Annotated in this window: 20 protein-coding genes; 13 read left to right on the forward strand and 7 right to left on the reverse strand. The window is 70.0% G+C overall.

Going from position 1 to position 23,482, the window contains the following annotated elements; translation table 11 throughout:
• Positions 1-51: 51 nt before the first annotated feature.
• Entirely contained in the window at positions 52-1,986 is a 1,935-nt protein-coding gene (locus tag AC07YZ_RS06035; protein WP_494794090.1) for a DUF3592 domain-containing protein, read from the forward strand.
• 86 nt (positions 1,987-2,072) lie between these two features.
• Here the strand turns inward: AC07YZ_RS06035 and AC07YZ_RS06040 are convergent, their stop codons facing one another.
• The 4 genes from AC07YZ_RS06040 to trhP form a co-directional block, all read right to left on the reverse strand.
• The gene (locus AC07YZ_RS06040) at positions 2,073-2,939 is read right to left on the reverse strand and encodes a Rossmann-like domain-containing protein (protein WP_494794091.1); all 867 of its coding nucleotides are present in this window, start codon (positions 2,937-2,939) and stop codon (positions 2,073-2,075) included.
• A gap of 257 nt (positions 2,940-3,196) precedes the next feature.
• Positions 3,197-3,790, reverse strand: a complete 594-nt coding sequence (locus tag AC07YZ_RS06045) for an Lcl domain-containing protein (protein ID WP_494794092.1) — start codon at positions 3,788-3,790, stop codon at positions 3,197-3,199.
• A 34-nt stretch (positions 3,791-3,824) separates the two neighbouring features.
• Positions 3,825-4,571 (reverse strand): MgtC/SapB family protein, encoded by a 747-nt coding sequence (locus tag AC07YZ_RS06050; RefSeq protein WP_226494047.1) that lies wholly within the window; start codon positions 4,569-4,571, stop codon positions 3,825-3,827.
• A 132-nt stretch (positions 4,572-4,703) separates the two neighbouring features.
• A complete protein-coding gene (gene trhP / locus AC07YZ_RS06055; protein WP_494794093.1) occupies positions 4,704-6,092 on the reverse strand; it encodes a prephenate-dependent tRNA uridine(34) hydroxylase TrhP in 1,389 nt (462 codons plus the stop codon).
• Positions 6,093-6,276: 184 nt separating this feature from the next.
• Between trhP and AC07YZ_RS06060 the strand changes: the two genes are divergently transcribed.
• Complete coding sequence (locus AC07YZ_RS06060; protein WP_494794094.1) at positions 6,277-8,625, forward strand: penicillin-binding protein 1A; 2,349 nt, start codon at positions 6,277-6,279, stop codon at positions 8,623-8,625.
• A 22-nt stretch (positions 8,626-8,647) separates the two neighbouring features.
• On the opposite strand, the gene AC07YZ_RS06065 is transcribed toward AC07YZ_RS06060, so the two are convergent.
• Positions 8,648-9,436 carry a Crp/Fnr family transcriptional regulator gene (locus AC07YZ_RS06065; protein ID WP_494794095.1) on the reverse strand — a complete coding sequence of 263 codons (789 nt, stop codon included), beginning with the start codon at positions 9,434-9,436 and terminating at the stop codon, positions 8,648-8,650.
• Between the two features lie 373 nt (positions 9,437-9,809).
• Between AC07YZ_RS06065 and AC07YZ_RS06070 the strand changes: the two genes are divergently transcribed.
• The 10 genes from AC07YZ_RS06070 (at position 9,810) to AC07YZ_RS06115 (ending at position 20,936) form a co-directional block, all read left to right on the forward strand.
• Entirely contained in the window at positions 9,810-10,151 is a 342-nt protein-coding gene (locus AC07YZ_RS06070; protein WP_494794096.1) for a collagen-like protein, read from the forward strand.
• Positions 10,152-10,188: 37 nt separating this feature from the next.
• The gene (locus AC07YZ_RS06075; protein ID WP_226494042.1) at positions 10,189-10,347 is read left to right on the forward strand and encodes a DUF3309 family protein; all 159 of its coding nucleotides are present in this window, start codon (positions 10,189-10,191) and stop codon (positions 10,345-10,347) included.
• Positions 10,347-11,204, forward strand: a complete 858-nt coding sequence (locus AC07YZ_RS06080) for a hypothetical protein (protein ID WP_494794097.1) — start codon at positions 10,347-10,349, stop codon at positions 11,202-11,204. Before AC07YZ_RS06075 ends, AC07YZ_RS06080 begins: the two co-directional genes overlap by 1 nt.
• A gap of 172 nt (positions 11,205-11,376) precedes the next feature.
• A complete protein-coding gene (gene acnA, locus AC07YZ_RS06085) occupies positions 11,377-14,280 on the forward strand; it encodes an aconitate hydratase AcnA (RefSeq protein WP_494794098.1) in 2,904 nt (967 codons plus the stop codon).
• Between the two features lie 62 nt (positions 14,281-14,342).
• Complete coding sequence (locus AC07YZ_RS06090) at positions 14,343-15,275, forward strand: S1C family serine protease (protein ID WP_494794099.1); 933 nt, start codon at positions 14,343-14,345, stop codon at positions 15,273-15,275.
• Between the two features lie 16 nt (positions 15,276-15,291).
• On the forward strand, positions 15,292-16,293 hold the full coding sequence (locus AC07YZ_RS06095; RefSeq protein WP_494794100.1) for an AAA family ATPase: 1,002 nt from the start codon (positions 15,292-15,294) through the stop codon (positions 16,291-16,293).
• A 13-nt stretch (positions 16,294-16,306) separates the two neighbouring features.
• Entirely contained in the window at positions 16,307-17,452 is a 1,146-nt protein-coding gene (locus tag AC07YZ_RS06100; protein ID WP_494794101.1) for a DUF58 domain-containing protein, read from the forward strand.
• Positions 17,449-18,516, forward strand: a complete 1,068-nt coding sequence (locus tag AC07YZ_RS06105) for a VWA domain-containing protein (RefSeq protein ID WP_226494036.1) — start codon at positions 17,449-17,451, stop codon at positions 18,514-18,516. Before AC07YZ_RS06100 ends, AC07YZ_RS06105 begins: the two co-directional genes overlap by 4 nt.
• A 73-nt stretch (positions 18,517-18,589) precedes the next feature.
• On the forward strand, positions 18,590-19,813 hold the full coding sequence (locus tag AC07YZ_RS06110; protein ID WP_494794102.1) for an FAD-dependent monooxygenase: 1,224 nt from the start codon (positions 18,590-18,592) through the stop codon (positions 19,811-19,813).
• A 148-nt stretch (positions 19,814-19,961) separates the two neighbouring features.
• Positions 19,962-20,936, forward strand: coding sequence for a Bug family tripartite tricarboxylate transporter substrate binding protein (locus AC07YZ_RS06115; protein WP_494794103.1), 975 nt, complete (start codon positions 19,962-19,964; stop codon positions 20,934-20,936).
• 112 nt (positions 20,937-21,048) lie between these two features.
• Here AC07YZ_RS06115 and AC07YZ_RS06120 read toward each other — a convergent pair whose 3' ends face one another.
• A complete protein-coding gene (locus tag AC07YZ_RS06120) occupies positions 21,049-22,140 on the reverse strand; it encodes a DNA glycosylase AlkZ-like family protein (RefSeq protein ID WP_494794104.1) in 1,092 nt (363 codons plus the stop codon).
• A 215-nt stretch (positions 22,141-22,355) separates the two neighbouring features.
• Between AC07YZ_RS06120 and AC07YZ_RS06125 the strand changes: the two genes are divergently transcribed.
• Positions 22,356-22,502: a hypothetical protein gene (locus AC07YZ_RS06125; protein WP_226494032.1), complete on the forward strand. Its 147-nt coding sequence runs from the start codon at positions 22,356-22,358 to the stop codon at positions 22,500-22,502.
• A 102-nt stretch (positions 22,503-22,604) separates the two neighbouring features.
• Here AC07YZ_RS06125 and kynA read toward each other — a convergent pair whose 3' ends face one another.
• Positions 22,605-23,474 (reverse strand): tryptophan 2,3-dioxygenase, encoded by an 870-nt coding sequence (gene kynA, locus AC07YZ_RS06130; RefSeq protein WP_494794105.1) that lies wholly within the window; start codon positions 23,472-23,474, stop codon positions 22,605-22,607.
• Positions 23,475-23,482: the final 8 nt, after the last annotated feature.

Raw genomic sequence — 23,482 nt, forward strand, 5'->3', positions numbered from 1 at the left:
GCTGACGCATCGCCATTCCGGTGGACGCAGGCGCCTTGTTATGCTGGGCGCATGCGCACACCACAGGCTGCTTTGGGCATCGCCGCACGGCTGGGCACCCTGCTGTTCAGCGCGGTGTTTGCCCTGGCGTTTGGCGGTGGCGGGCTGTATTTCGGCGTGTTGCCGCTGGCCCGGACGATGAGCGCGGCCTGGGAGGTCCGGTCCTGGCAGGTGGTGGCGGCCGAGGTGCTGTCGAGCCAGCTCACGTCGAACCACGATGGCGACGGCACCACCTATGCGGTCCGGGCCCGCTACCGGTACACCGCCGGTGGCCGCACCCACGAGTCCACCCGCATCGGGCTGGACCCAGAGGCCGGTTCGGACAACATCGGGGACTGGCACCAGCGATGGCACACGCGGCTGAGTTCGGCCCGGGACCGGGGTCAGACGGTCACGGTCTGGGTGGACCCCGAGGACCCGACGCGGTCGGTGCTGGACCCGCACATCCGCTGGGCCAAGGCCATCTTCCACCTGCCGTTTGCGTTGGTGTTCACGGGCGTTGGTTTGGGGGCACTGTGGGTGTTCTGGCGCGCATTGACGGGGCGCGATGCCGGTGCGTTCGATGCCGCCCGTCCGCGCCGGTCCAGGACCACCGCCGATGCGGCGGCGCAACGGGCCGGCGGCGCGCCCCCCCGGAGCTCGGCCAGCCGAGGCCAGGGGTTTCTCTGGTTTTTTGCGCTGTTCTGGTGTGGCATCTCGTTTCCGATGGCGGCGCTGTTCTGGATGAGCGGGTCCCCGTGGTGGGGCAAGGCTTTTGTGTCGGTCTGCGTGGTGATCGGTATCGGCGTGCTCACGCTGGCCTGGCGCCAGTCGGTGCGGGCCTGGCGCTTTGCCGGGACCTCGGTCCGGTTCGAGCCGGCCGGGCCACGGGCCGGGGAGGCCTTCGAGGTGGAACTGGCGCTGTCGTCCCGCGCGCTGCGGAACGCAACGCCTGCGGGCCGGCGGTTGCGGCTTGCACAGTACCGGGTGGACGACGCCGGCTCCGGTACCCAGGAGCGGCGGGTGGAAGCCTTTGAGCGGGCCGCGACGGTGATGCCGGACATGGCCGGCGGCGAGCGGTGGCATGCGCGTTTTGAGCTGCCCGCCGATGCGCCCACCCATGGCGGCCGACGCTCGGGCGAGCGGGTCGACTGGCGGCTGGAGATCCTGGCCGCGGAGGGGGCCGTCGAGGTGTCGTACGACGTGCCGGTTCACGAGACGCCGGTCCGGTCTGCGGGCCACCCGAGGGCCGCGCCCGACCGTTTTGACCACCGGGCGGCCTGGGGGCGCGAGGAAGCGATTCCGCCGCGCCACGAGGGGTGGTCGGTCGGCGACGCTTCCTTGCCGCTGCCGGACTCGGTCCAGGTGGTCGAGCGCCCCGACGTCTGGGAAATGCGGTTCCGTCAGGTCGGGTGGCGCTGGGTGGCCGCGCTGGCGATGGTGCCGGCGGGGATTCTCTCGGTGCTGTGGTGGCGGTCGGCGCCGCGCGCTTCCTGGCTCGATGCGCTGGGCTCCGGCCCCTGGTGGGGCGTGGCGCTCCTGCTGCTGTTGGCCTTGCACGCGGGCACGCGGCAATGGCGCCTGCGGGTGCGCGACGACGGTGTGGAGCGGGAGGTGGTCTCCTGGATGTGGCGCCGCACGCGGGTGGTTTCGCTGGCCTCGCTCGATCACCTGTTCCACAAGCTGCTCTACACGCAGAGCAGCGGACAGGCCATGACGGCGTTTCACGCGCTGCACGCCCGCGAGGCGGCCACCGGGCCCTCGGTCCGGCTGACCCCGGGCCTGCCCGGGGCGGCATCGGTCATCGCGGTGGCTCGGGCGCTGCAGGCGGCCCGGGAGCACCGGGTCGGGCGCTTCACCCCCGGCGCCCTGCGCGCGCGGTCCGGTGCATCGTGGCGGCCTGCCGCGGGCTGGCTGGTCTGGGCTCTGTGGTTGCTGTTGCTGGCCGCAGGGCCTCGCTGGCTGTAAAGGGCCGGTGTCGGGGGCAGGGCAGCCGTCTGGCGGCGGGCTCTGCCCAAGCCGTCCGAGACGCCTGGGGCGGCGAGTCCGTGGGGTCAGGCCAGGCCGGTCAGCGTGCGCCAGCCCGGCCAGCCCTCGCGCGCGATGGCGAACTTGCGCGTGGCTTCGCTCCACGAGGCGCCCTCGGCCATGGCTTCGCTGAAGGCCCAGGGGTCGGTCACCCGCGTGCCACCGAGCAGCGTCACGCCGCGCTCGAACAGGGCGTCCGGCCACAGCCCGGCCGAGGGGCCGATCACCGCGAAGCGCTTCGCGTTTGGCGCTGCGGCGAGCATCGCGTCCAGCGTGTCGTTGAGCAGCATGGTCGAGGTGCCCACGACCACGTTGCAGGGGGCGAGGTCGGCGCGGTCCAGCGTGATGTGCACGTTCGGGAAACGCTCGCGCTGACGCGCCACCATCTCGGCGTTCATCTCCACCACCGAGAGCCGCCCGCCGGTCTCGGCCACGCGCTTCACCAGCGGCGGGAAGAAGCCGATCATGCCCAGGTGGTCCTGCGCACCCAGTTGCACGTCGCCGAGCGAATTGCCCGCGGGCGGTGGCTCGTAGCCCACCCGGCGCCAGACCGAGTCGGTCAGGGCGTTGACGGCGGCCAGCGCGATGGCGCGCTCCACCGCGCTGCCACCGGCCAGGCGCTGCGCAAGGGCCAGCGGGTCCGCGCCCTGCAAGGGCACGTTGCCGCCACCGTGCGTGCGCAGCAGCGCGGCCAGCGTGTCACCGAGCAGCACATAGGACAGGCCAAATCCGCCGTCTTCCAGCTCGATGGCACAGAACTCGGCATCGTGCTCACCGGCGGCGCCGGACCGGCGCGGCACGTGCAGACGGTGCACCCGGGGCGCGGGATGCCGCTGCGCGATGGCCGCGAGCTGCGAGAGGATGGCCGAGGCGATGGAAGGTGTCGGGTTCATGGCGGCTGGAGGATGGCGGGACGGTGGTGCCGGCCCAGTAAGGGGCACCGGTGGCCCGATTCTGGCACCCGGCGGGTGCCGGAGCATGACCCGCAACGCATGAAACGATCCAGCCACAGGGCGCCGCCGGACTGTCATCGGCGGCGAATGAAGTGGTCCAACCGAGGGCACCGCCGGGCCGGCTCTGCCGGACGGCCAGTGCCGCCCCCCTTGGGGGGTAGCGCGAAGCGCTGCGGGGGGCTACTCAGCTTTTGGGGCTACTCCGTCCACGGCCGCACCAGCCGCACCAGCAGTTTGCTGCGCTTGAGCACGTCGCCTTGCGCCTCGGCCGTGGCGGTGTTCACGGCCCAGCCGTGCAGGAACTTCATCTGGTTGATGTTCTGCCCGTTCAGGCCGCGCTGGATGTTGTTGTAGTTGTAGTTGTTGAGGGGCTGGATGTTGATGGTGGTTGTGGCGGTCCAGCACCAGCCATGAGTGGCCGGCGGCAACAGCGGCTGTCCCGTCGCGGTCGGCCGGGCGTTCTGGTAGGCCAGTTGCTGCAGTTCTTTCATATGGGGCAGGCGCCAGGCCACGCCGTCGGCCTTCTGGTGGTCCTTGACCCGCGCCAGCGCTTCGGCGTGGTCGAGCAACAAGGCCTTGCCGGTGCAGCGCTGGCCGTTCCATTGCATGCCTTCCACACAGCGGGGCCAGGCCACGCGGGCGCTGCGGTGGATGATCAGGCTGCCGTCCTTCGAGAAGTCCCAGTCGGGCGGTGCCACCTCGTCGCTGGTGCCGGCGAAGGCTGCGGGCCACACGACACACAGAGCCCCCAGGAGCAGACGGCGGATGGTGCAGGGGGTGTGGGTTTTCATGTGATCACCGAATGTGGTTCGGTTGGGGGTGGGTTCAGTTTCGGGCGTGGGCCACACCCAGCAGCTCGACTTCGGACCGTTCGCCCAACTGCTGGGCCAGCCGGGGCAAGGACCAGCAGCGGCGCCGGTCCACGGCCACGGCCACGAAGTGCCACTGGGCCAGCGCGTTTTCCACATGGATGGCGATGGACCCGGGCGCAAGCTCGTAGCCGCAGTCTTTGAGCCAGCCGGCGAGCTCGGCCTCGGTCGGCGCGCGCGTGGCTCCAAAGCGCAGGGTGATGCCGATGGCGTGGCGCGAGGGCAGGTGCGATTCCAGGCGCGAGCCCCACACCATCAGCACGGTGGACAGAGCGGTCAGCAGGATGGCTGCGCCGTACAGGCCGACACCGACCAGCACGCCGATGGCCGACGAGGCCCAGATGGAGGCCGCCGTGGTCAGGCCGCTGATGCTCAGGCCCTCTTTCATGATGACGCCGGCGCCGAGAAAACCGACGCCGGTGACGATGCCCTGCACCACCCGCGTGGGGTCCAGCGCCACGCCGGTCATGCCGCCATGGCCGCCGTACCAGAAGCCTGGGTAGCCGACGAACACCGTGAGCGCGGCCGAGGCCATGCACACGATGCCGTAGGTGCGCATGCCGGCGGCGCGGCCATGGTAGGAGCGCTCGTAGCCCACCACCAGTCCCAGCAGCAGCGCCCCCGACAGGTTCAGGAACACGACCAGGTTCGCCTCGACGATGGGCGCCGACCAGAACGAAGCCATCCATTGCCACGAAAGCATGATCCAACCCTTCCCATGATTCCTTGACCACCGCCGCGCTGTGCGGGGTGGTCTTGAACCTTTGTATCGACCGGGTCGGGGAAAAGCTGAGCGCCGCTCAGAGGGCAGGGCGGCCGGAGGGCGCTCCCGGGTCTACAGCAACCGGGCTAGCAGCGCGCCTTCGGCCGGTGCGCCCAGCGGCACCCAGACGCGGATCGGGCTGCCCTGCGCGACCTCGATGGGATGGCCCTCCTGGTTGCGCATGGCGCTCAGCTGCACCAGGCGGTTGCCGCCGGGGTGGATCACCTCCAGCCGGTCGCCCACGGCGAAGCGGTTTTTGGTCTCCACCTCGGCCCAGCCGTCTTCGCGCACGCGCAGCACCTCGCCCACGAACTGGCTGCGCTGGCTCTCGGAGCTGCCGCTCTGGTAATTCTGGTAGTCCTGGCTGGGCCGGCGCTCCAGCAGGCCGCCGGTGTAGCCGCGGTTGGACAGGCCTTCGAGCTCGCGCAGCAGATCGGGGTTGAACGGCCGTCCGGCCACCGCGTCGTCGATGGCGCGGCGGTACACCTGGGCGGTGCGCGCCACGTAGTAATGGCTCTTGGTGCGGCCCTCGATCTTGAGCGAGTCCACGCCGATCCGCACCAGCCGGGCCACGTGTTCCACCGCGCGCAGGTCCTTGCTGTTCATGATGTAGGTGCCGTGCTCGTCTTCCATGATGGGCATGAGCTCGCCGGGGCGTTCTTTCTCTTCGAGCAGCCACACGCGGTCGGCCAGCGGGTGGCGCGTGCCGCCGCCGCAGGTGGCGGCGAACTGGCGGGCGGCGTCTTCGTCTTCCTGGGCGAAATTGAAGTCGCTGCCCAGACGCTCGGCGGGCACGGCTTCGCCGGTGTCGCTGTCGGTGTGGGCGCCATGGGTCTTGTATTCCCAGCGGCAGGCGTTGGTGCAGGTGCCCTGGTTGGGGTCGCGGCGGTTGAAGTAGCCGCTGAGCAGGCATCGGCCCGAGTAGGCGATGCACAGCGCGCCGTGCACGAACACCTCGATTTCGACATCGGGGCAGGCGTCGCGGATGGCGGCCACCTCGTCCAGGCTGAGTTCGCGCGAGAGGATCACGCGGGCCACGCCCTGCCGGTGCCAGAACTTCACCGCCGCGCTGTTGGTGGTGTTGGCCTGCACCGAGAGGTGGATCGGCACCTCGGGCCAGCGGCCGCGCTCCATCTCTTCGCGCACCAGCATGATGAGCCCGGCGTCGGCCATGATGAGGGCGTCGGGCTTCAGGGCCACCACCGGCGCCAGATCGCGGATGTAGGTGCGCAGCTTGTCGTTGTGGGCGATCAGGTTGCTGGTGACGAAGAATTTCTTGCCGCGCGCGTGCGCTTCGTCGACGCCTTGCGCGATCTGTTCCATGCGGAACTCGTTGTTGCGCGCGCGCAGGCTGTAGCGCGGCTGGCCAGCGTAGACGGCGTCGGCGCCAAAGTCGTAGGCGGCGCGCATGCGTTGCAGCGTGCCGGCGGGGAGCAGGAGTTCGGGGGCTTTGAGGTTCACCCCCCGGATTGTCCGGCAATCGGAGGTGGGCCAGGCGCATGCCGGCCGCGCAGGCGGCGCGGGCCGCCCCGGAGCCCAAGACAGCTTGTTACGTGTCCGGCGGGCCTGGCTGGGATAATTGCCGGCCCGATACAACCGTGCGCCCGCGGTGCCCGCCACCGGCCACCACCCGCGCAAGAACCCCATGGCATTTTCTTTTGCACCGGTGCTGCTGGCGCTGCGCCAGCACCGCCGCTGGCTGCTTCTGGCCCCGCTGGGCGCGCTGGCCGCCGGCCTGCTGACCCTGGTGGTGAGCGTCGCGGTGCTGTACCCGCAGTTGCCAGACACCAGCGGCCTGGCCAACTACCAGCCCAAACAACCCCTGCGCGTGTACACCGCCGACGGCGTGGAGATCGGCGGCTTCGGCAGCGAGCGGCGGCAGTACCTGCGCATCGGGCAGATCCCCCAGCTCATGCGCGAGAGCCTGCTGGCGGTGGAAGACACACGCTTCTACGAACACGGCGGCATCGACCCCAAGGGCGTGGCGCGCGCGGTGGTGGCCAACCTCAGCGGTGGCCGTTCCCAGGGCGCTTCCACCATCACCCAGCAGGTCGCGCGCACCTTCTTCCTCACCAACGAACGCACCCTCTCGCGCAAGCTCAAGGAGGCCATGCTCTCGCTGAAGATCGAAGGCGAGCTGAGCAAGGACCAGATCCTGGAGCTCTACATGAACCAGATCTACCTGGGCTCGCGCGCCTACGGTTTTGCCGAGGCGGCCCAGACCTACTTCGGCAAACCGCTGGACGCGCTGTCCGCCGCCGAGTGCGCCATGCTGGCCGGCCTGCCGCAAAGCCCGGCCACCGTGAACCCGATCAAGAGTCCCGCGCGGGCGCGGGCGCGCCAGCTGGTGGCGCTCTCGCGCATGCACACCGTGGGCGTGATCGACCAGGCCACCTACGAGGCCGCCAAAAGCGAAGAGCTGGTGGTGCGCAACCCGGACGACACCGAGCTGCACGCCGAGCACGTGGCCGAGGCGGCGCGCCAACAGGTGTTCGCCCAGTACGGGGAAGCCGCCTACACCTCGGGCATGAAGGTCGTGACCACGCTGGACTCGCGCGAGCAGAAAGCGGCCTGGAAGGCGGTGCGCAAGACCCTGATCGACCGCGAGCTCGGCCTGGCCTGGCGCGGCCCCGAGGCGCACGAAGCGCTGGACGCCGACACCCCGCTGGACGACCCGGCCGTGAGCCAGAAGCTGGCTGAGCACAGCGACGACGAGACGCTGCGCGTGGCCCTGGTGGGCAGCGCCAGCCCCAAGGAAGTCACCGCCGTGCTGTCGTCGGGCGAGGTCGTGAGCATCCGCGGCAAGGGGTTGCGCCAGGCGCGCCCCGGGCTGGCCCAGGGTGCGGCCAAGGCGCTGCGCATCGAGCGCGGTTCGGTGGTACGCCTGGTGCTCAAGAGCGACGACTGGGTCATCACCCAGTGGCCGCAGGCCGAGGGCGCGCTGGTGGCGCTGGACCCGCACGACGGCCGGGTGCGCGCCCTGGTGGGGGGCTTTGATTTCCAGCGCAACCAGTTCAACCACGTGACGCAGGGCTGGCGCCAGCCGGGCTCCGCCTACAAGCCCTTTCTGTATTCGGCCGCGCTGGAAAACGGCGTGATGCCGCAGACCCTGGTCAACGATGCGCCGTTGACCGACACCGGCACGTGGGTGCCGGCCAATTCCGATGGCAGCGCCGACGGCCCGATCCCGCTGGACGTGGCGCTGGCCCGTTCCAAGAACCTGGTCAGCATCCGCCTGGTGCAGTTGCTCGGCCCCCAGGCCGCGCGCGAATGGACCGGCCGCTTCGGCTTCGACGTGAACCGCCAGCCCGACAACCTCACCCTGGCCCTGGGCTCGGGCGCCACCACGCCGCTGCAGCTCGCCAGCGCCTACGCGGTGATCGCCAATGGGGGGCTGAAGGTCGAGCCGTTGCTGATCCAGCGCATCACCAACGGCGCCGACGAGGTGGTGTTCGAGGCCCCGGCACCGGTGGTCAACGAGGCCCAGCGCACGCTGCCCGCGCGCAACGCCTTCCTCACCGCCACCCTGCTCAACGGCGTGACGCGCAGCGGCACCGCGGCCCGGGCGCAGGCGCAGCTGCGCCGCAGCGACCTGTACGGCAAGACCGGCACCACCGACAACGTGGTCGACGCCTGGTTCGCGGGCTTCCAGCCCGACCTGGTGGCCGTGGTCTGGCTGGGTTACGACACCCCGCGCAGCCTGGGCAGCCACGCCTCCGGCGCCTCGCTGGCCCTGCCGGCGTGGATCCAGTTCATGGCCACCGCGCTGCGCGGCAAGCCCGAAAAAGCGCTGCTGGCTCCCGAAGGGGTGGTGCAGGTGGCGGACGGCGGCTGGCGCTACACCGAGTGGGCCGACGGGGGCTACATTGAGGAACTGGGCATGGACGATGACCCGATCGACCGCGGCCTGATCCCGGCCCCGCCCGACCCCAACGCACCGCCGCCCGACAGCCTGGAGGACCGGCTCAAGTCCTTCATCGACCGGATGTTCTGAGCGGTTCGACCGGTGGCCGCGGTCACGCGGCCCGCAACTGGCGCGTCACCACCGGCGCGGACTGGCGGTTGTCGCGGCACAGGTGCAGGTGCGGCGCGGCGGGCGCGCTCGACAGGTGGTCGTAGGCGTGCCGGACCACGGCATAACACTCGCAGCTGCGGGCCTCCAGGCCATCGCGGTCCAGGATGGCGATGTGGCCGCGGCTGTAGTGGATCAGCCCCGCCTTCTGCAGTTTCAGAGCGCAGTGGGTCACGCCCTCGCGGCGCACGCCCAGCAGGCCGGCAATGCGCTCCTGCGTCACCAGCATGTCCGGGCTGCTCTGGCGGTCCAGGTGGTGCAGCAGCCAGCGGCACAGCTGCTGGTCCAGCGAATGGTGGCGGTTGCAGGCCGAGGACTGCGCCATGTGGGTGAAGAGCGCCTGCGTGTAGCCCAGCAACTGGTGCATGACGGCTTGCGAGCGCTGGGTGTGCCGCACGATGGCCTGAGTGCTCATGCGGTAGCCGTGGCCGGGGTGTTGCACCACGGCGTCGCTCAGCGCGTGCGGGTGCCCCATGAAGGCGCACACACCGACCATGCCCTCACTGCCGACCACGGCCACCTCGGCCGAGGCGCCGTCCTCCATCGAGGACACCAGCGAGACCGTCGCGGTGGTCGGGAAAAGCACGTGGCGCAGGGCCGCGCCGGTCTGGTGCAGCACGGTCCCCTGCGCCAGCTCAATCCACTCCAGGTCGGGTTGCAGCTGTTGCCACTCGGCCGATGGCAGTGCGGCGAGGAGTTGGTTTTTGTCGCGAATCGACGTGACTGCGGTCATGGATGGGCCCTCCTGTGGTTTGTGACCCGGGCGTTGCGAAAAGTGGGTGGCCTGCACGGAGCAGGCTCGCCGCCACGGCCCGGGCCTGGGTTGAATGCCGATCCTGACCGGCGGTTCCAGCGCCAATGTGTTCAAAGACAGGGATTGGTATCTGAGGGCCACGAGGGCAACACCTGGTTACCACTGCAACACCACGGAAAGGTCCTGGCGCCCTGGATGCACCGGTCGCGCAGCGTGTTCGCCAGCGCACAGAGGCTTTGCGCGCATCGGGCTACGCTGGGCCATGCCGGTTGGACACCTCTGTCGAGCCGGCTGGTCGGTGTGACCCGTGCAACCGCCGAAACCACACCCGTTCACCCCTGAAGGACTCCCCATGAACCGCTCACTCGTGCTGCTGGCACTGATTTCCACCTTCGGCCTTGTGGCCTGCGATCGCGAACCGGTGGTCGTGAACACGCCTCCCGCCACTGTGGTGGTGCCCGGCCCCGCCGGTCCTGCCGGCGAAACCGGCGCCACCGGGTCCAGTGGCGCCACCGGCAGTACCGGCAGCACCGGCGACACGGGTGCCACCGGCAACACAGGCGATACCGGGGCCACCGGCAACACGGGCAACACCGGAGCCACGGGCAGTACCGGTGACACCGGCGAAACGGGCAAGACCGGCGGTACCACCCGCGTGATCGTGGTGCCCCCGCCCCCCGCGCCCACGAACTGATCACCCCTTCGCACGCACCCATCCAAAGGAGAGCACCATGGGACTTGGAACCATCTTGTTGATCGTGTTGATCCTGATGCTGGTCGGCGTCATCCCGACCTGGTCACACAGCAGGAGCTGGGGCTACGGCCCCAGCGGCGTGCTGGGGTTGATCGTCGTCATCCTGCTCGTGATGGTGCTGACGGGGCGCATGTGATGGCCATCGTCAACCACCCCCGGGTGCGCTCGCTGGGCCTGGCCCTGTTGCTGGCGCTGGCTCCGGCCGCGGCGGTGCAGGCCCAGGTCAGCGTGGGCATCCACATCGGGGTGAACCTGCCTGCGTACCCGACGCTGGTCGCCGTGCCCGGGTACCCGGTCTACTACGCCCCCCAGGCCAGCGCCAACTACTTTTTCTATGACGGCCTGTACTGGGTCTATGTCGACGACAACTGGTACGCCAGCAGCTGGTACAACGGCCCCTGGGCGCTGACCAGCCGGGACTACGTGCCCCTGTTCGTGCTGCGCATCCCCGTGCGCTACTACCGGCACCCGCCACCTTATTTCAGCGGCTGGCGCGTGGACGCACCGCCCCGCTGGGACGAACACTGGGGCCCTGACTGGGCGCAGCGCCGACCCGGATGGGACCGCTGGGACCGCAGCAAGACACCCGCGGCCGCCCCGTTGCCGCGCTACCAGCAGAAGTACCCCGGCGATCGCTACCCCACCGCGGTGGAACAGCAACGCGAGATCCTCCAGCAAAACTACCGCCATGCGCCGCGAGAAGCGGTGACGCGCGAGCACTTCAGGACGGGCCCCCCGGAGGCGCCGCGCCGGGTCGAACCGGTGGCGCCGCAGCGCGGCCCGGCACGCGATGACAGGATCGCTCCGGCCCCGCAACGGCCCACGCCGCCGGCACAGGTCGGCCCAAGGCCGCAAAAGCCGGTGCAGCCCAGGCCGCAGGTGGGACCCGCCTGCGAGCCGGGCGAACCGGGTTGTCGGCCCGGAAAACCGGCCCGGGTCGCGCCCTCGCGCCAACAGCGCGACGAAGAGAAGAACAACGGCCCCCGACGCTGAAAGCAGCCAGGGGTAGATGCCAGGGGTGCCCGGGGCACCAGGCCACGCCGGCCCCTCGGAACCTGTTTCCGCGGGGCTTTTTGGGATGTGCCGCAAACCATTACTGCCAGCACGGTAAAGCGCGCTGCTGACAGAATGGCTCGCAACCCACCGATACCGACAGGAGTTTTCCATGGCACAAGGCGCCGCCTTTTCCCACCCTTTTGCGTCCACGGTCAAAACCTTCAAGACGGCATCGGGGAAAACCGGTCGCTTCTACTCCTTGCCCGCGCTGGCCCGCCAGTTTCCCGGCGTGCAGCGCCTGCCGGTGTCGCTGCGCATCGTGCTGGAGAGCGTGCTGCGGCACTGCGACGGCGAGCGCGTGACACCGGAACACGTGGCCCAGCTCGCGCAGTGGCAGCCGAGCGCGGCGCGCACGCAGGAGATCCCGTTCACCGTGGCGCGCGTGGTGCTGCAGGACTTCACCGGCGTGCCGCTGCTGGCCGATCTGGCGGCCATGCGCAGCGTGGCCCAGCGCCTGGGCAAGGACCCCAAGCGCATCGAGCCGCTGGTGCCGGTGGACCTGGTGGTGGACCACTCGGTGATGGTCGACTACTACGGCACGAAGAACGCGCTGGACCTCAACATGAAGCTCGAATTCCAGCGCAACCGCGAGCGCTACGAGTTCATGAAGTGGGGCATGCAGGCCTTTGACACCTTTGGCGTGGTGCCCCCGGGCTTCGGCATCGTGCACCAGGTGAACCTGGAGTACCTGGCGCGCGGCGTGCACCTGAAAGGCGGCCTGTACTACCCCGACACCCTGGTGGGCACCGACAGCCACACCACCATGATCAACGGCATCGGCGTGGTGGGCTGGGGCGTGGGCGGCATCGAGGCCGAGGCCGCCATGCTGGGCCAGCCGGTGTACTTCCTCACGCCCGACGTGGTGGGCTTCGAGCTCACCGGGCGCCTGCGCGAAGGCTGCACCGCCACCGACCTGGTGCTCACCGTGACGGAAATCCTGCGCCAGCACAAGGTGGTGGGCAAGTTCGTCGAGTTCTTCGGTGAGGGTACGGCCTCGCTCTCGCTGCCCGACCGCGCGACGATTGCCAACATGGCGCCCGAATACGGCGCCACCATGGGCTTCTTCCCGGTGGACGACAAGACGCTCGACTACTTCCGCGGCACCGGCCGCAGCAAGGCCGAGATCGAGGCCTTCGAGGCCTACTTCCGCGCCCAGGGCCTGTTCGGCGTGCCCGGCGCCGCGGGGGCCTCGCAGGCCTCGGGCGACATCGACTACTCGCAGGTGGTCCGGCTCGATCTGGGCCAGGTCACCCCCAGCCTGGCCGGCCCCAAGCGCCCGCAGGACCGCATCGAGCTGGGCCAGGTGGCGCAGCAGTTCGCCGATCTGTTCAGCAAACCCAACGCGCAAAACGGCTTCAACCGCCCGGCCGAGTTGCTGCACACGCGCTACCAGCCCGAGCTGGGCCAGCCGGCCGACCCCCCGGCACCCGAGAAGGCCACGCCCACCCCGGCCGGCGCGCCGCGTTTCGAGGCCGAGATGGAGGGCAACAAGCCGGCGCGCGCCACGGCCCATGCCGAGGCCGGGCCGCTGTCGCACGCCGTGCAGAAAACGCTGTCCATCGGCAACGGCGACGTGCTGATCGCCGCCATCACCAGTTGCACCAACACCAGCAACCCCGGTGTGCTGCTGGCCGCCGGCCTGCTGGCGAAGAAGGCGGTGGAGGCGGGTCTGAAGGTGCAGCCGCACATCAAGACCTCGCTGGCCCCGGGCTCGCGCATCGTCACCGAATACCTCACGGCCACCGGTCTGCTGCCCTACCTGGAGAAGCTGGGTTTTTCGCTCGCGGGTTATGGCTGCACCACCTGCATCGGCAACGCGGGCGACCTCACGCCCGAGCTCAACGCCGTGATCACGCAGAACGACCTGGTGTGCGCGGCCGTGCTCTCGGGCAACCGCAACTTCGAGGCCCGCATCCACCCCAACCTCAAGGCCAACTTCCTGGCCAGTCCGCCGCTGGTGGTGGCCTACGCCATCGCGGGCAACGTCATGAAAGACCTCATGACCGAGCCGCTGGGGCTGGGAAAGGGTGGCAAGCCGGTGTACCTGGGCGACGTCTGGCCGAGCAGCGACGAGATCCACAAGCTGATGCGGTTCGCGATGAACGGCAAGGCCTACCGCGAGAACTACGCGCGGGTCGCCAGCGAGCCCGGCAAGCTCTGGGAGCGCATCCACGGCGTGAGCGGCAACGCCTACACCTGGCCGGCCAGCTCCTACATCGCCGAGCCGCCGTTCTTCGAACACTTCGAACTGGCCCCACCGGCCGAGCAGGCCCCGGCCGTGCGCGGCGCGCGCGTCATGGCCCTGTTCGGCGACTCCATCACCACCGACCACATCTCGCCCGCGGGCTCGATCCAGGAGCGTTCGCCCGCCGGCCAGTGGCTGCTGGCGCGCGGCGTGTTGAAGGCCGACTTCAACAGCTACGGCGCGCGCCGCGGCCACCACGAGGTGATGATGCGCGGCACCTTCGCCAACGTGCGCATCAAGAACCTGATGCTCGCGCCCGGCGCGGACGGCTCGCGCGAGGAGGGCGGCTGGACGATCTACCAGAGCGATGGCGTGGGCCAGGGCCAGAAGATGAGCATCTTCGACGCCGCCATGCGCTACCAGGCCGCGGGCGTGCCCACCGTGGTGTTCGCGGGCGAGGAATACGGCACCGGCTCCAGCCGCGACTGGGCGGCCAAGGGCACCCAGCTGCTGGGCATCCGGGCCGTGGTGGCGCGCAGCTTCGAGCGCATCCACCGCAGCAATCTGGTGGGCATGGGCGTGCTGCCGCTGCAGTTCAAGGCCGGCGACAGCTGGGAGCGCCTGGGGCTCACCGGCGAGGAGCAGATCGACGTGTTGCCCCACCCGCAACTGCTGCCGCAGAGCGAGGCCACGATGGTGATCACCCGCCCCGATGGCCAGCGCCGCGAGGTCGCGCTCACGCTGCGCATCGACACGCCGGTGGAGGTGAACTATTACCGGGCTGGCGGAATCCTCCCCTACGTGCTGCGCCAACTGCTCGACGCTTGAGCCCGGCGCCGCAACGCGGCATGATGTGACACACCGCCCCGCCAGGCGTTTCAGGAGTCGTTATGCGAAAGCCCGCCCTGTACAGCCGATCGGTTCGCGCCGCCCCTGCGGCGCCGCGCGCGCCCGGCGTGCGCCCCGACCCGGCCCTGGCGAGCGAAGCGGCGGCGCCAGCGCCCCGTGCGCCGGGCCGCTGGCGCGCCGGGCTGGCCCGCGCGGCGGTGAGCCCCCGTGTGATGTGGGCCGCGCTGGCGCTGCTGGGCGCGCTGCTGCTGGCCAGCCTCTGGGCGCCTGGGCCGATGGGCGCCAAGGCGCTCACCCAGAAAGACGTCGACGCGGCGGTGCTGCGCACCCTGAGCACGCAGAACCTGCCCTCGCCCGCGGCGCGCGCGGCCGAGAAGATCCGGCCCGCCGTGGTGCGGGTGGTGTCCTACATGAAGAACAAGCAGGGCGAAGCGGTCGAACACGGCGTGGGCACCGGGGTGGTGATCGTGGACAAGGGCATCATCCTGACCAATCTGCACGTGGTGCAGGGCGCGGACAAGGTGGCGCTGGTGTTCGCCGACGGCTCGGAGTCCGGCGCCAGCGTCACCGGTGTGCAGGCCGAAAACGACCTGGCCGTGCTGCAGGCCCACACCATCCCCGACGACCTGCACGCGGCCACTATGCGCAGCACCGGCGACCTGTTGCCGGGGGACCAGGTGGTGGCCGTGGGCTTCCCGTTCGGCATCGGCCCGTCCACCTCGGCCGGGGTGATCTCCGGTTTCGGGCGGTCCTTCAAGGCGCCCGAAGGCGAGCAGGAAATCAGCGACCTGATCCAGTTCGACGCGGCGGCCAACCCCGGCAATTCGGGCGGGCCGCTGGTCACCATGGAAGGCGAGGTGATCGGTATCGTCACCGGCATCCTCAACCCCAGCAACCACCGCACCTTCGTCGGCATCGGTTTTGCCGTGCCGATCGAAAGCGCGGCGTCTGCGGCCGGCCTTCCCCCTTTCTGAATCCCAGGAGCGTTTCATGAGCGAGAACAGCAGCCCCGACACCGCCCAGCTCATGGAGCAGATCCTCTACGAAGTGAAGCGCGTGGTGGTCGGGCAGGACCGCTTCCTGGAGCGGGTCATGGTGGCTCTGCTGGCCCAGGGCCACCTGCTGGTCGAGGGCGTGCCCGGGCTGGCCAAGACGCTCACCGTGAAGACGCTGGCCAACGTGGTGCAGGGGCAGTTCAAGCGCATCCAGTTCACGCCCGACCTGGTGCCCGCCGACCTCATGGGCACGCGCATCTACAACCAGAAGACCGGCGAGTTCAGCACCTCGCTCGGGCCCGTGTTCGCCAACCTGCTGCTGGCCGACGAGATCAACCGCGCGCCGGCCAAGGTGCAGAGCGCGCTGCTGGAGGTGATGCAGGAGCGGCAGGTCACCATCGCCGGTGTGTCGCACCCGGTGCCCAGCCCTTTTCTGGTGATGGCGACGCAGAACCCGATCGAGACCGAAGGCACCTACCCGCTGCCCGAGGCGCAGGTGGACCGCTTCATGATGAAGGTGTTGGTGGACTACCCGAGCGACGAAGAAGAGTTCGTGATCGTCGAACGCGTCACCGGACCGGCGGTGCAGGTGCAGGCCGTGGCCACCACCGATCAGCTCGCCGTGCTGCAGGCCTTGTGCCGCGAGGTCTATGTGGACCCGTCGCTGGTGCAGTACGCGGTGCGCCTGGTGTCGGCCACGCGCACGCCCGAGAAACACGGTCTGAAAGACTTCGCGCGCCTCCTCACCTACGGCGCCAGCCCGCGCGCCACCATCGGCCTGGTGGAGGGCGCGCGCGCGCTGGCCATGCTGCGCGGACGCAACTACGCGCTGCCCGAAGACATGAGCGACCTCGTGCCCGACGTGCTGCGGCACCGGCTGGTGTTGTCCTACGAGGGCCTGTCGGAGGGGCTTGATGCCGACGACCTGGTGGCGCGCATCATGGACACCGTGACGCCACCAGCGAAGCCGCTGGAACACGAAAAGCGCGCGGCTTGAACGGGAGCGTCGCATGCTGTTCGGCCTCTTCAAATCCCGCCCGGCGCAGCCGCCGCCTTCGGTCGTGGCGCCGGTCGAAAAGGCGGACGCCCTGCTGCGCCGCCTGGAGTGGACCGTGATCCGCCGGCTCGACGGCCTGCTGCAGGGCGACTACCGCACCCTCATGCGGGGCAGCGGGCTGGATCTGGCCGACTTGCGCGAATACCAGCACCACGACAACGTGCGCCACATCGACTGGAACGTCACCGCCCGCCTGCAGACACCGCATGTGCGTGTGTTCACCGAAGACCGCGAGATGGCCGCTTGGTTTCTGCTGGACCTCAGCCCCTCGGTCGATTTCGGTTCGGGCGATCAGCGCAAGAGCGAGGTGCTGCGCGACGTGGTGGCGGTGCTGGCCCGGCTCATCACGCGCCACGGCAACCGGGTCGGGGCGCTGCTGTACGGATCGCGCGGCCAGCCCGGTGTGGACGAGGTCTTGCCCGCGCGCGGCGGGCGCGTGCACCTGCTGCGCCTGATGCATTTGCTGAACACCCCGGCCGCGCTGCGCACGCCCCCCTCAAGGGGGCGACACCAGCCGTCCGGCAAAGCCGGCCCGGCGGTGTCCCTGGCAAAGTCGGGATCCCGCGCATCGGCATTTGGTGGCCCCACGCGGCTGGCCGATCTGCTGAGCGCGGCGGTGCACACCGTGCGCCAGCGCTCCACGGTGTTCGTGGTGTCCGACTTCATCAGCGAGCCCGGCTGGGAGCAGCCGCTGGGTGAGCTGGCGCGCCGGCACGATGTGGTGGCGGTGCGCCTGCTCGACCCGTTGGAGCTGGAACTGCCCGACCTCGGGCTGATCCCCATCCGCGACGCCGAGACCGGCGAGCAGTTGCTGGTGGACACCCACGACAAGGGCTTTCGCCAGCGCTTCGCGCGCATCGCGGCCCAGCGCGAGGCGCAGCTGCGCGAGAGCCTGGCGCGCGCCGGCGTGGACACGCTGGAGCTCGCCACCGACGACGACCTGGCCGACGCGGTGCTGCGCTTCGTGGAGCTGCGCCGACGCCGCAGCAGCCTGCGCGCCGGCCTGGGCGGACACCTGGGCGCGCGTGCCATGAGCCCCCGCCCGGCCGCTCCGAAGGGGGCTCGCACCGCAGTGCGCAGCACGGAGGTCACCCCATGACCCACCCACCCGTCACCTTCCTCTGGCCCGAACTGCTGTGGCTGTTGCTGGTGCTGCCGCTGCTGGTGATCACCTATGTGTGGCTGCTGCGCCGGCGCAAGCGCGCCGCCCTGCGGTTTGCCAGCCTGTCCATCGTGCGCGAGGCCATGGACCGGGGGCCGGGCTGGCGCCGCCACGTGCCGCCGCTGCTGCTGCTGCTGGCCTTCGCGGCCATGCTGCTGGCGTCCGCGCGCCCCATGGCCGTCGTGCTGCTGCCCTCGCAGCAGCAGACCATCATCCTGGCGATGGACGTCTCGGGCAGCATGCGCGCCACCGACGTGGAGCCCAACCGGCTGGTGGCCTCGCAGAACGCGGCCAAGGCCTTCCTGGCCGAGCTGCCGCGCCATGTGCGCGTGGGCATCGTGGCGTTCGCCGGCTCGGCCCAGGTGGTGCAGCCCATCACGCTCAGCCGCGAAGACCTGGTGGCCGCCATCGACAAGTTCCAGCTGCAACGGGCCACGGCCATCGGCAGTGCGATCGTGGTGGCGCTGTCCGAGCTGTTTCCGGGGCAGGGGATCGACCTGGCGAACATGACCTACGGGCGCCAGAGCGACCCGTTCGCCCCCCAGGGCCGGGCCATCGACCAGCCGCAGACGGAGCAGAAGGCTTTTGAACCGGTGGCGCCGGGCTCCTACACCTCGGCCGCCATCATCCTGCTCACCGACGGCCAGCGCACCACCGGCGTGGACACCGCCGAGGCCGCCAAGCTGGCCGCCGACCGCGGCGTGCGCGTCTACACGGTGGGCGTGGGCACGGTGGACGGCGAGGTGATCGGCTTCGAGGGCTGGTCGATGCGGGTGCGGCTGGACGAAGACACGCTCAAGGACGTGGCGCGCATGACCCAGGCCGAGTACTACTACGCCGGCACCGCGGACAACCTGAAGAAGGTGTACGAAACCCTCAGCACCCGCCTGACGGTGGAGAAGAAGGAAACCGAGATCTCCGCGTTGCTCGCGCTGGCGGCTTCGCTGCTGGTGCTGCTCTCGGCTGGGCTGTCCCTGCTCTGGTTCCAGCGCGTGCTCTGAAAGCCCGGGCGGCTCGCCACGGTGCTGATATGGGTCAAAGCACGGGCCACCGGCCGGAGCACAATCCCGGGCCATGAAACAACAAGTGGTGATAGCCGGTGGTGGCATCGGTGGGTTGGCCTGTGCGCTGGCCCTTTCGCGTGCCGGGGTTTCGGTGCATCTGCTGGAGCAGGCCGGGGCGTTTTCCGAGGTGGGGGCCGGGCTGCAGCTGGGGCCCAACGCGGTGCGCGTGCTGCACGAGTGGGACTTGCTGGACGAGCTCAACGCCTGCGCGGCGTTTCCCGACGCGCTGCAGGTGCGCGACGCCCACAGCGCCCGCACGCTGGGGCGGTTGCGGCTCGGGCCACTGGCGCGCGCGCGCTACGGCGAGCCCTACGCCACGGTGCACCGAGCCGACCTGCACGAGCTGCTGCTGCGCGCCGCCCGGCGCGAGAGCGGTGTGAGTCTGCGGCTGGACACCCGCCTGGTGGCCTACGAGCAGGCGGGGGAGCGGGTGCGCGTGACCTGCGAAGACGACAGCGTGGTCGAGGGCGACGCGCTCATCGGCTGCGACGGCCTGTGGAGCCGTGTGCGGGCGCAGATGCTGGGCGCGCAGCCGGCGCGGGTGAGCGGCCATCTGGCCTACCGCGGCATGGTGCGCGCCACCGATCTGCCCGAGCGCCTGCGCCAGAACCTGGTGACGGCCTGGCTCGGCCCGCGGCTGCACGTGGTGCACTACCCGGTGCGCTGCGGCAACTGGTTCAACGTGGTGGCGGTGGTGGAAGGCATGCTGGGGCTGGGGCATGGGGGGCCGCCCGGCTGCGACCCCCAGAGCTGGAGCCACGAGGCCCAGACCGCCGACCTCAAGTGGGCCCTGGGCCCGGCCTGCGGTGAGCTCATGCGCATGATCGACGCCGTGTCGGCCTGGAAACTCTGGGCCCTGAACGACCGCGCACCCATGGCCGGCCCGAACGAACACGCCCAGGGCCGGGTGGCCTTGCTGGGAGACGCGGCCCACCCCTTGCGCCCCTACCTCGCGCAAGGCGCCGCCATGGCGATCGAAGACGCCTGGACGCTGGGCCGGCTGCTGCAGTCCCAACCCGGCGGCTCCACACCCGACTGGCCAGCGCTGCTGCAGCGCTTTGCGCAGACCCGCTGGCAGCGCAACGCCCGCGTGCAGAGCCGCTCGCAGCGCAACGGCACCATCTTCCATGCCGACGGTCTGCTGCGCTGGGGGCGCAACACCGCCATGGGCCTGCTGGGTGAAAATCTGCTGGACAATCCCTGGCTCTACAGCGGGCCACCGGTGCCTGCATAACTCCCCCCTGCGCCGCTTCGCGTCTTCCCCCCTCAGGGGGGACCACACCAGTGGCCGGGCGAAGCCCGTTCCACGGTGTGTCTTGGTGGAATGCCGGCGTGCGGGCTGCTAACCTGCGGGCCTGTTTGCAACTTCTAGGAATCGCCGCATGCGCCACGCCCAACGCCGTCATGTCATCGCTGCCGCCATCGCCATGGCCTGCGGTGGGTCCTCCGTGTTCGCCCAGACCCCCTGGCCGAGCAAACTGTTGAAGATGCTGGTCGGCTTCCCCGCCGGCTCCTCGCCCGACCTGATGGCGCGCCTGATCGCCGAGCCGCTGTCGCAGGCGCTGGGCCAGCCGGTGGTGGTGGAAAACAAGGTCGGCGCCGGGGGCAACATCGCGGCCAACCAGGTGGCGCGCGCCACCGACGACCACACCATCGGTCTCATGATCAACGGCAATCTGACGATCGCCAAGATCCTCAACCCGGCCACCCCCTACGACCCGCTCACCGACCTGGCGCCGGTCTCGCTGCTCGCCGTGGCGCCCCTGGTGCTCAGCGTGCCGGGCGACACCGCCACCAGCGGCGCCGATTTTTTCGCCGCCGCGCGCGCCTCGGGCGACCGCTGGAACTACGGCACGCCGGGCGTGGGCACGGTGGCGCACCTGGGCATGGAGCTCATCAAATCGCGCGCGGGCATGGCGCCGGTGCACGTGCCATACCCGGGCAACCCGCAGGTCATCACTGCGCTGCTCGGCGGGCAGATCCAGATGTCGCTGCTGCCGCCGGGCCTGGCCATGGCCCAGGTGCGCGCGGGCAAGCTCAAGGCCATTGGGGTCACGTCGAGCGGGCGCAGCAGCGTGGTGCCCGAGGTGCCGAGCCTGGCCGAGGCCGGTGTGAAGGGATTGCAGCTGGAAATCTGGAACGCCGTGGCCGCGCCCAACAGCCTGCCCAAGGCCCATGTGAACCGGCTGGCCGTGCTGCTGGCCGAGATCGTGCGCCGCCCCGAGATACGTCAGAAGATCCTGGCCCAGGGCTGGCAGGTGGCGGGCACCTCGCCCGAGGGCCTGGCCCGGCGCATTGCTTCCGACACCGCCGCCATGGCGGACGTGATTCAGAAGAACAACATCAAAGCGAATTGACCCACCCCCGCGCCGCGCTGCGCGCGTCACCCCCTCAAGGGGGCAACGCGAGCGGCCTGGCAAAGCCAGTTCCGCCGCGTTCCCGGTTCGGACATTTCACGCCGGAGAAGGATCACCCCCGCTCAGCGTTCAAACAAACGGCCATATCCGCAAGTTCTGCTGCCAGCGCTGAGCGATAGCTTGTATCGCTCGGGGCTTGGCCACCGACGTAGCCGATGTCCGCCTGCAGCTGCCCGCCCACCACCGACAGGTTGCCCCAGCCGATGACCTGGTCGTGCCACAGTAGCGGCATGGCGTAGTAGCCGCGCACGCGTTTCGCGGGTGGTGTGTAGGCCTCGAAGCGGTAGGCCCAGGCCCACAGGCGCTCGAAGCGGTCGCGGTCCCAGACCACCGGGTCGAACGGCGCGAGCAGGCGCACACCCTCGGGCGCCCTCCAGCGGCGTGAGTGGGGGTCTTCGCCCTGCGGCCAGTACCACGTGACCCCGTCCACCTCGGCGTGGGGCAGGCGCTGGACGGCGCGCTGCAGCGCAGCGCGCAGCTGGTCCTGCCACTGCGGCACGGCGTGTTTGAGCATGGCCACCAGCTGCCGCAGGCCGGGTAGCGGCAAGGGCGCGTATTTGTTCACCAGCACATCCACCAGCTGGTCCAGGACCTCTGTCACGCTCTCGGGCGCTTCCCGCGGTGTGTGCGCCGCGTAGAGGCGGATGCCGTTGTCCCGCCGCGCCACGCGCAGCAGTCCGCGGTAGTGCATGGCGTCCAGCAACTGGGTGCTGGCCTTGGACCGGCCGCCAAAGCCGTTGGTGGTGTGGCCGTGGGCGAAGTGCGCATCGACCTCGCGTGGGTGGGCTTCGCCCCGCGCCTGCACGTAGTGCCAGACCGCCTGGGCCTGCGCCCATCGCTCGGCCGGCCACTCGCTGCGCGCGGTGCGCGGGTGCATGCGCGCGTGCAGCTCGGGCGTGACGAAACCGTAGTTGACGAAGAAGTCCTCTTCCACCGCCAGCTGCGGGTAGCGCCGCTCCAGATCGCCGGCCCGGTAACCCTTCACGCGCTGGCGCAGCGTCAGGTCCTGCGCGCGGGCGGGCGAACGGATCGGGTCGGCCTGCACAAAGCCCAGCCGTTCGATGGCCTTGGGCAGGGTGGTGGGCGTGAACAGGCTGCGGGCGATGGCGTAGCGGCGCAGATCGGGCAGGGTGATGGTGGCCATGCGCTCATCATGCCGCAGTCGACTTGCGTCTGCACCCATGGGCCGGCAGGGTCCAAGTGGGCACGTCGCGAGGCCGCAGCCTGTCGGCGCCGATCCCGCTGGAATCGCACTTGGCACAGGACAACTTTTGTCTTTGTGGCGATGCGCATGGGCCATGCGTGCGCTGGGTCTCCAGCGCATAAACTCGATCGCATCACTCTCTTGAAGGAAACGAAATGAAAGCGCTCATTGCCCTGTGTGTTGTCGCCGCCGCGGTCGCTGGCTGCGCCGTCTACACCCCGTCTGGTTCGGTGGTCGTCGACCCCGCCGGCCATCCCGGCAAGTTCTGCCCCCCGGGCCAAGCCAAGAAGGGCAACTGCTGAGTCGGGTCCGCCCACCCGCCGCTGACGGCAGCGGTGGACACGGTTTTCAGGGGATCGAGCAGCGGTCCTCGGTCGGGGCCAGCCCGCAGGTGGCCGAGCGCGTCAAAGATCCGTGCGCAAGCGCCAGATCTCGGGAAACAGCACCACGTCCAGCATCTTGCGCAGGTAGCTCACGCCGCCGGTGCCGCCGGTGCCGCGCTTGAAACCGATCACGCGTTCCACCGTGGTCACGTGGCGGAAGCGCCAGAGGCGGAAGGCGTCTTCCAGGTCGGTGAGTTCTTCGCCGAGCTGGTACAGGTCCCAGTGTTCCTTGGGGTTGCGGTAGACCTGCAGCCAGGCCTGTTCCACCGCGTCGCTGGCCTCGTAGGGCTTCGTCCAGTCGCGCTCGGTGTGGCTCGCCGGCACGGCGATGCCGCGGCGCGCCAGCAGGCGCAGCGATTCGTCGTAGAGCGATGGGGCCTCGTACGCGGTCTGCACCATCGCCAGCCGCTCGGGGCTGTGCGCATGGGGCTTGAGCATGGCGGCGTTCTTGTTGCCCATCGCGAACTCGATGCAGCGGTACTGGAAGCTCTGGAAACCGCTGGAATGGCCGAGGTAGGGCCGGATCGCGCTGTATTCGGGCGGTGTCATGGTGGCCAGCACGTCCCAGGCGTGCACCAGCTGTTCCATGATCCTGGAGACGCGGGCCATCTGCTTGAACGCAGGGTTCAGGTCGTCGGCCGCGATGTGGCGGATGGCGGCGTTGAGCTCGTGCAGCATGAGCTTCATCCAGAGTTCGCTGGTCTGGTGCTGCACGATGAACAGCAGCTCGTCGTGCGCGGGCGAGAGCGGTTTCTGCGCGCCCAGGATGGCGTCGAGCTGCAGGTAGTCGCCATAGCTCATGTCGTTGCTGAAGTCGAGCTGGGCCTTTTCTTCGGCGACGATGGCTTCGGTGGCCGAGGTGGGGGCGCTGTCGTGGTGGGGGCAGGTCATGGCGCGTC

The sequence above is a fragment of the Hydrogenophaga sp. GW101-3F08 genome, assembly GCF_059424585.1.

What these genes read in the sequence shown, in the direction of transcription:
- AC07YZ_RS06035 (WP_494794090.1), top strand. Translation starts at nt 52, where the DNA reads ATGCGCACACCACAGGCTGCTTTGGGCATCGCCGCACGGCTGGGCACC.
- AC07YZ_RS06040 (WP_494794091.1), bottom strand. Translation starts at nt 2,939, where the DNA reads ATGAACCCGACACCTTCCATCGCCTCGGCCATCCTCTCGCAGCTCGCG.
- AC07YZ_RS06045 (WP_494794092.1), bottom strand. Translation starts at nt 3,790, where the DNA reads ATGAAAACCCACACCCCCTGCACCATCCGCCGTCTGCTCCTGGGGGCT.
- AC07YZ_RS06050 (WP_226494047.1), bottom strand. Translation starts at nt 4,571, where the DNA reads ATGCTTTCGTGGCAATGGATGGCTTCGTTCTGGTCGGCGCCCATCGTC.
- AC07YZ_RS06060 (WP_494794094.1), top strand. Translation starts at nt 6,277, where the DNA reads ATGGCATTTTCTTTTGCACCGGTGCTGCTGGCGCTGCGCCAGCACCGC.
- AC07YZ_RS06065 (WP_494794095.1), bottom strand. Translation starts at nt 9,436, where the DNA reads ATGACCGCAGTCACGTCGATTCGCGACAAAAACCAACTCCTCGCCGCA.
- AC07YZ_RS06070 (WP_494794096.1), top strand. Translation starts at nt 9,810, where the DNA reads ATGAACCGCTCACTCGTGCTGCTGGCACTGATTTCCACCTTCGGCCTT.
- AC07YZ_RS06075 (WP_226494042.1), top strand. Translation starts at nt 10,189, where the DNA reads ATGGGACTTGGAACCATCTTGTTGATCGTGTTGATCCTGATGCTGGTC.
- AC07YZ_RS06080 (WP_494794097.1), top strand. Translation starts at nt 10,347, where the DNA reads ATGGCCATCGTCAACCACCCCCGGGTGCGCTCGCTGGGCCTGGCCCTG.
- acnA (WP_494794098.1), top strand. Translation starts at nt 11,377, where the DNA reads ATGGCACAAGGCGCCGCCTTTTCCCACCCTTTTGCGTCCACGGTCAAA.
- AC07YZ_RS06090 (WP_494794099.1), top strand. Translation starts at nt 14,343, where the DNA reads ATGCGAAAGCCCGCCCTGTACAGCCGATCGGTTCGCGCCGCCCCTGCG.
- AC07YZ_RS06095 (WP_494794100.1), top strand. Translation starts at nt 15,292, where the DNA reads ATGAGCGAGAACAGCAGCCCCGACACCGCCCAGCTCATGGAGCAGATC.
- AC07YZ_RS06100 (WP_494794101.1), top strand. Translation starts at nt 16,307, where the DNA reads ATGCTGTTCGGCCTCTTCAAATCCCGCCCGGCGCAGCCGCCGCCTTCG.
- AC07YZ_RS06105 (WP_226494036.1), top strand. Translation starts at nt 17,449, where the DNA reads ATGACCCACCCACCCGTCACCTTCCTCTGGCCCGAACTGCTGTGGCTG.
- AC07YZ_RS06110 (WP_494794102.1), top strand. Translation starts at nt 18,590, where the DNA reads ATGAAACAACAAGTGGTGATAGCCGGTGGTGGCATCGGTGGGTTGGCC.
- AC07YZ_RS06115 (WP_494794103.1), top strand. Translation starts at nt 19,962, where the DNA reads ATGCGCCACGCCCAACGCCGTCATGTCATCGCTGCCGCCATCGCCATG.
- AC07YZ_RS06120 (WP_494794104.1), bottom strand. Translation starts at nt 22,140, where the DNA reads ATGGCCACCATCACCCTGCCCGATCTGCGCCGCTACGCCATCGCCCGC.
- AC07YZ_RS06125 (WP_226494032.1), top strand. Translation starts at nt 22,356, where the DNA reads ATGAAAGCGCTCATTGCCCTGTGTGTTGTCGCCGCCGCGGTCGCTGGC.
- kynA (WP_494794105.1), bottom strand. Translation starts at nt 23,474, where the DNA reads ATGACCTGCCCCCACCACGACAGCGCCCCCACCTCGGCCACCGAAGCC.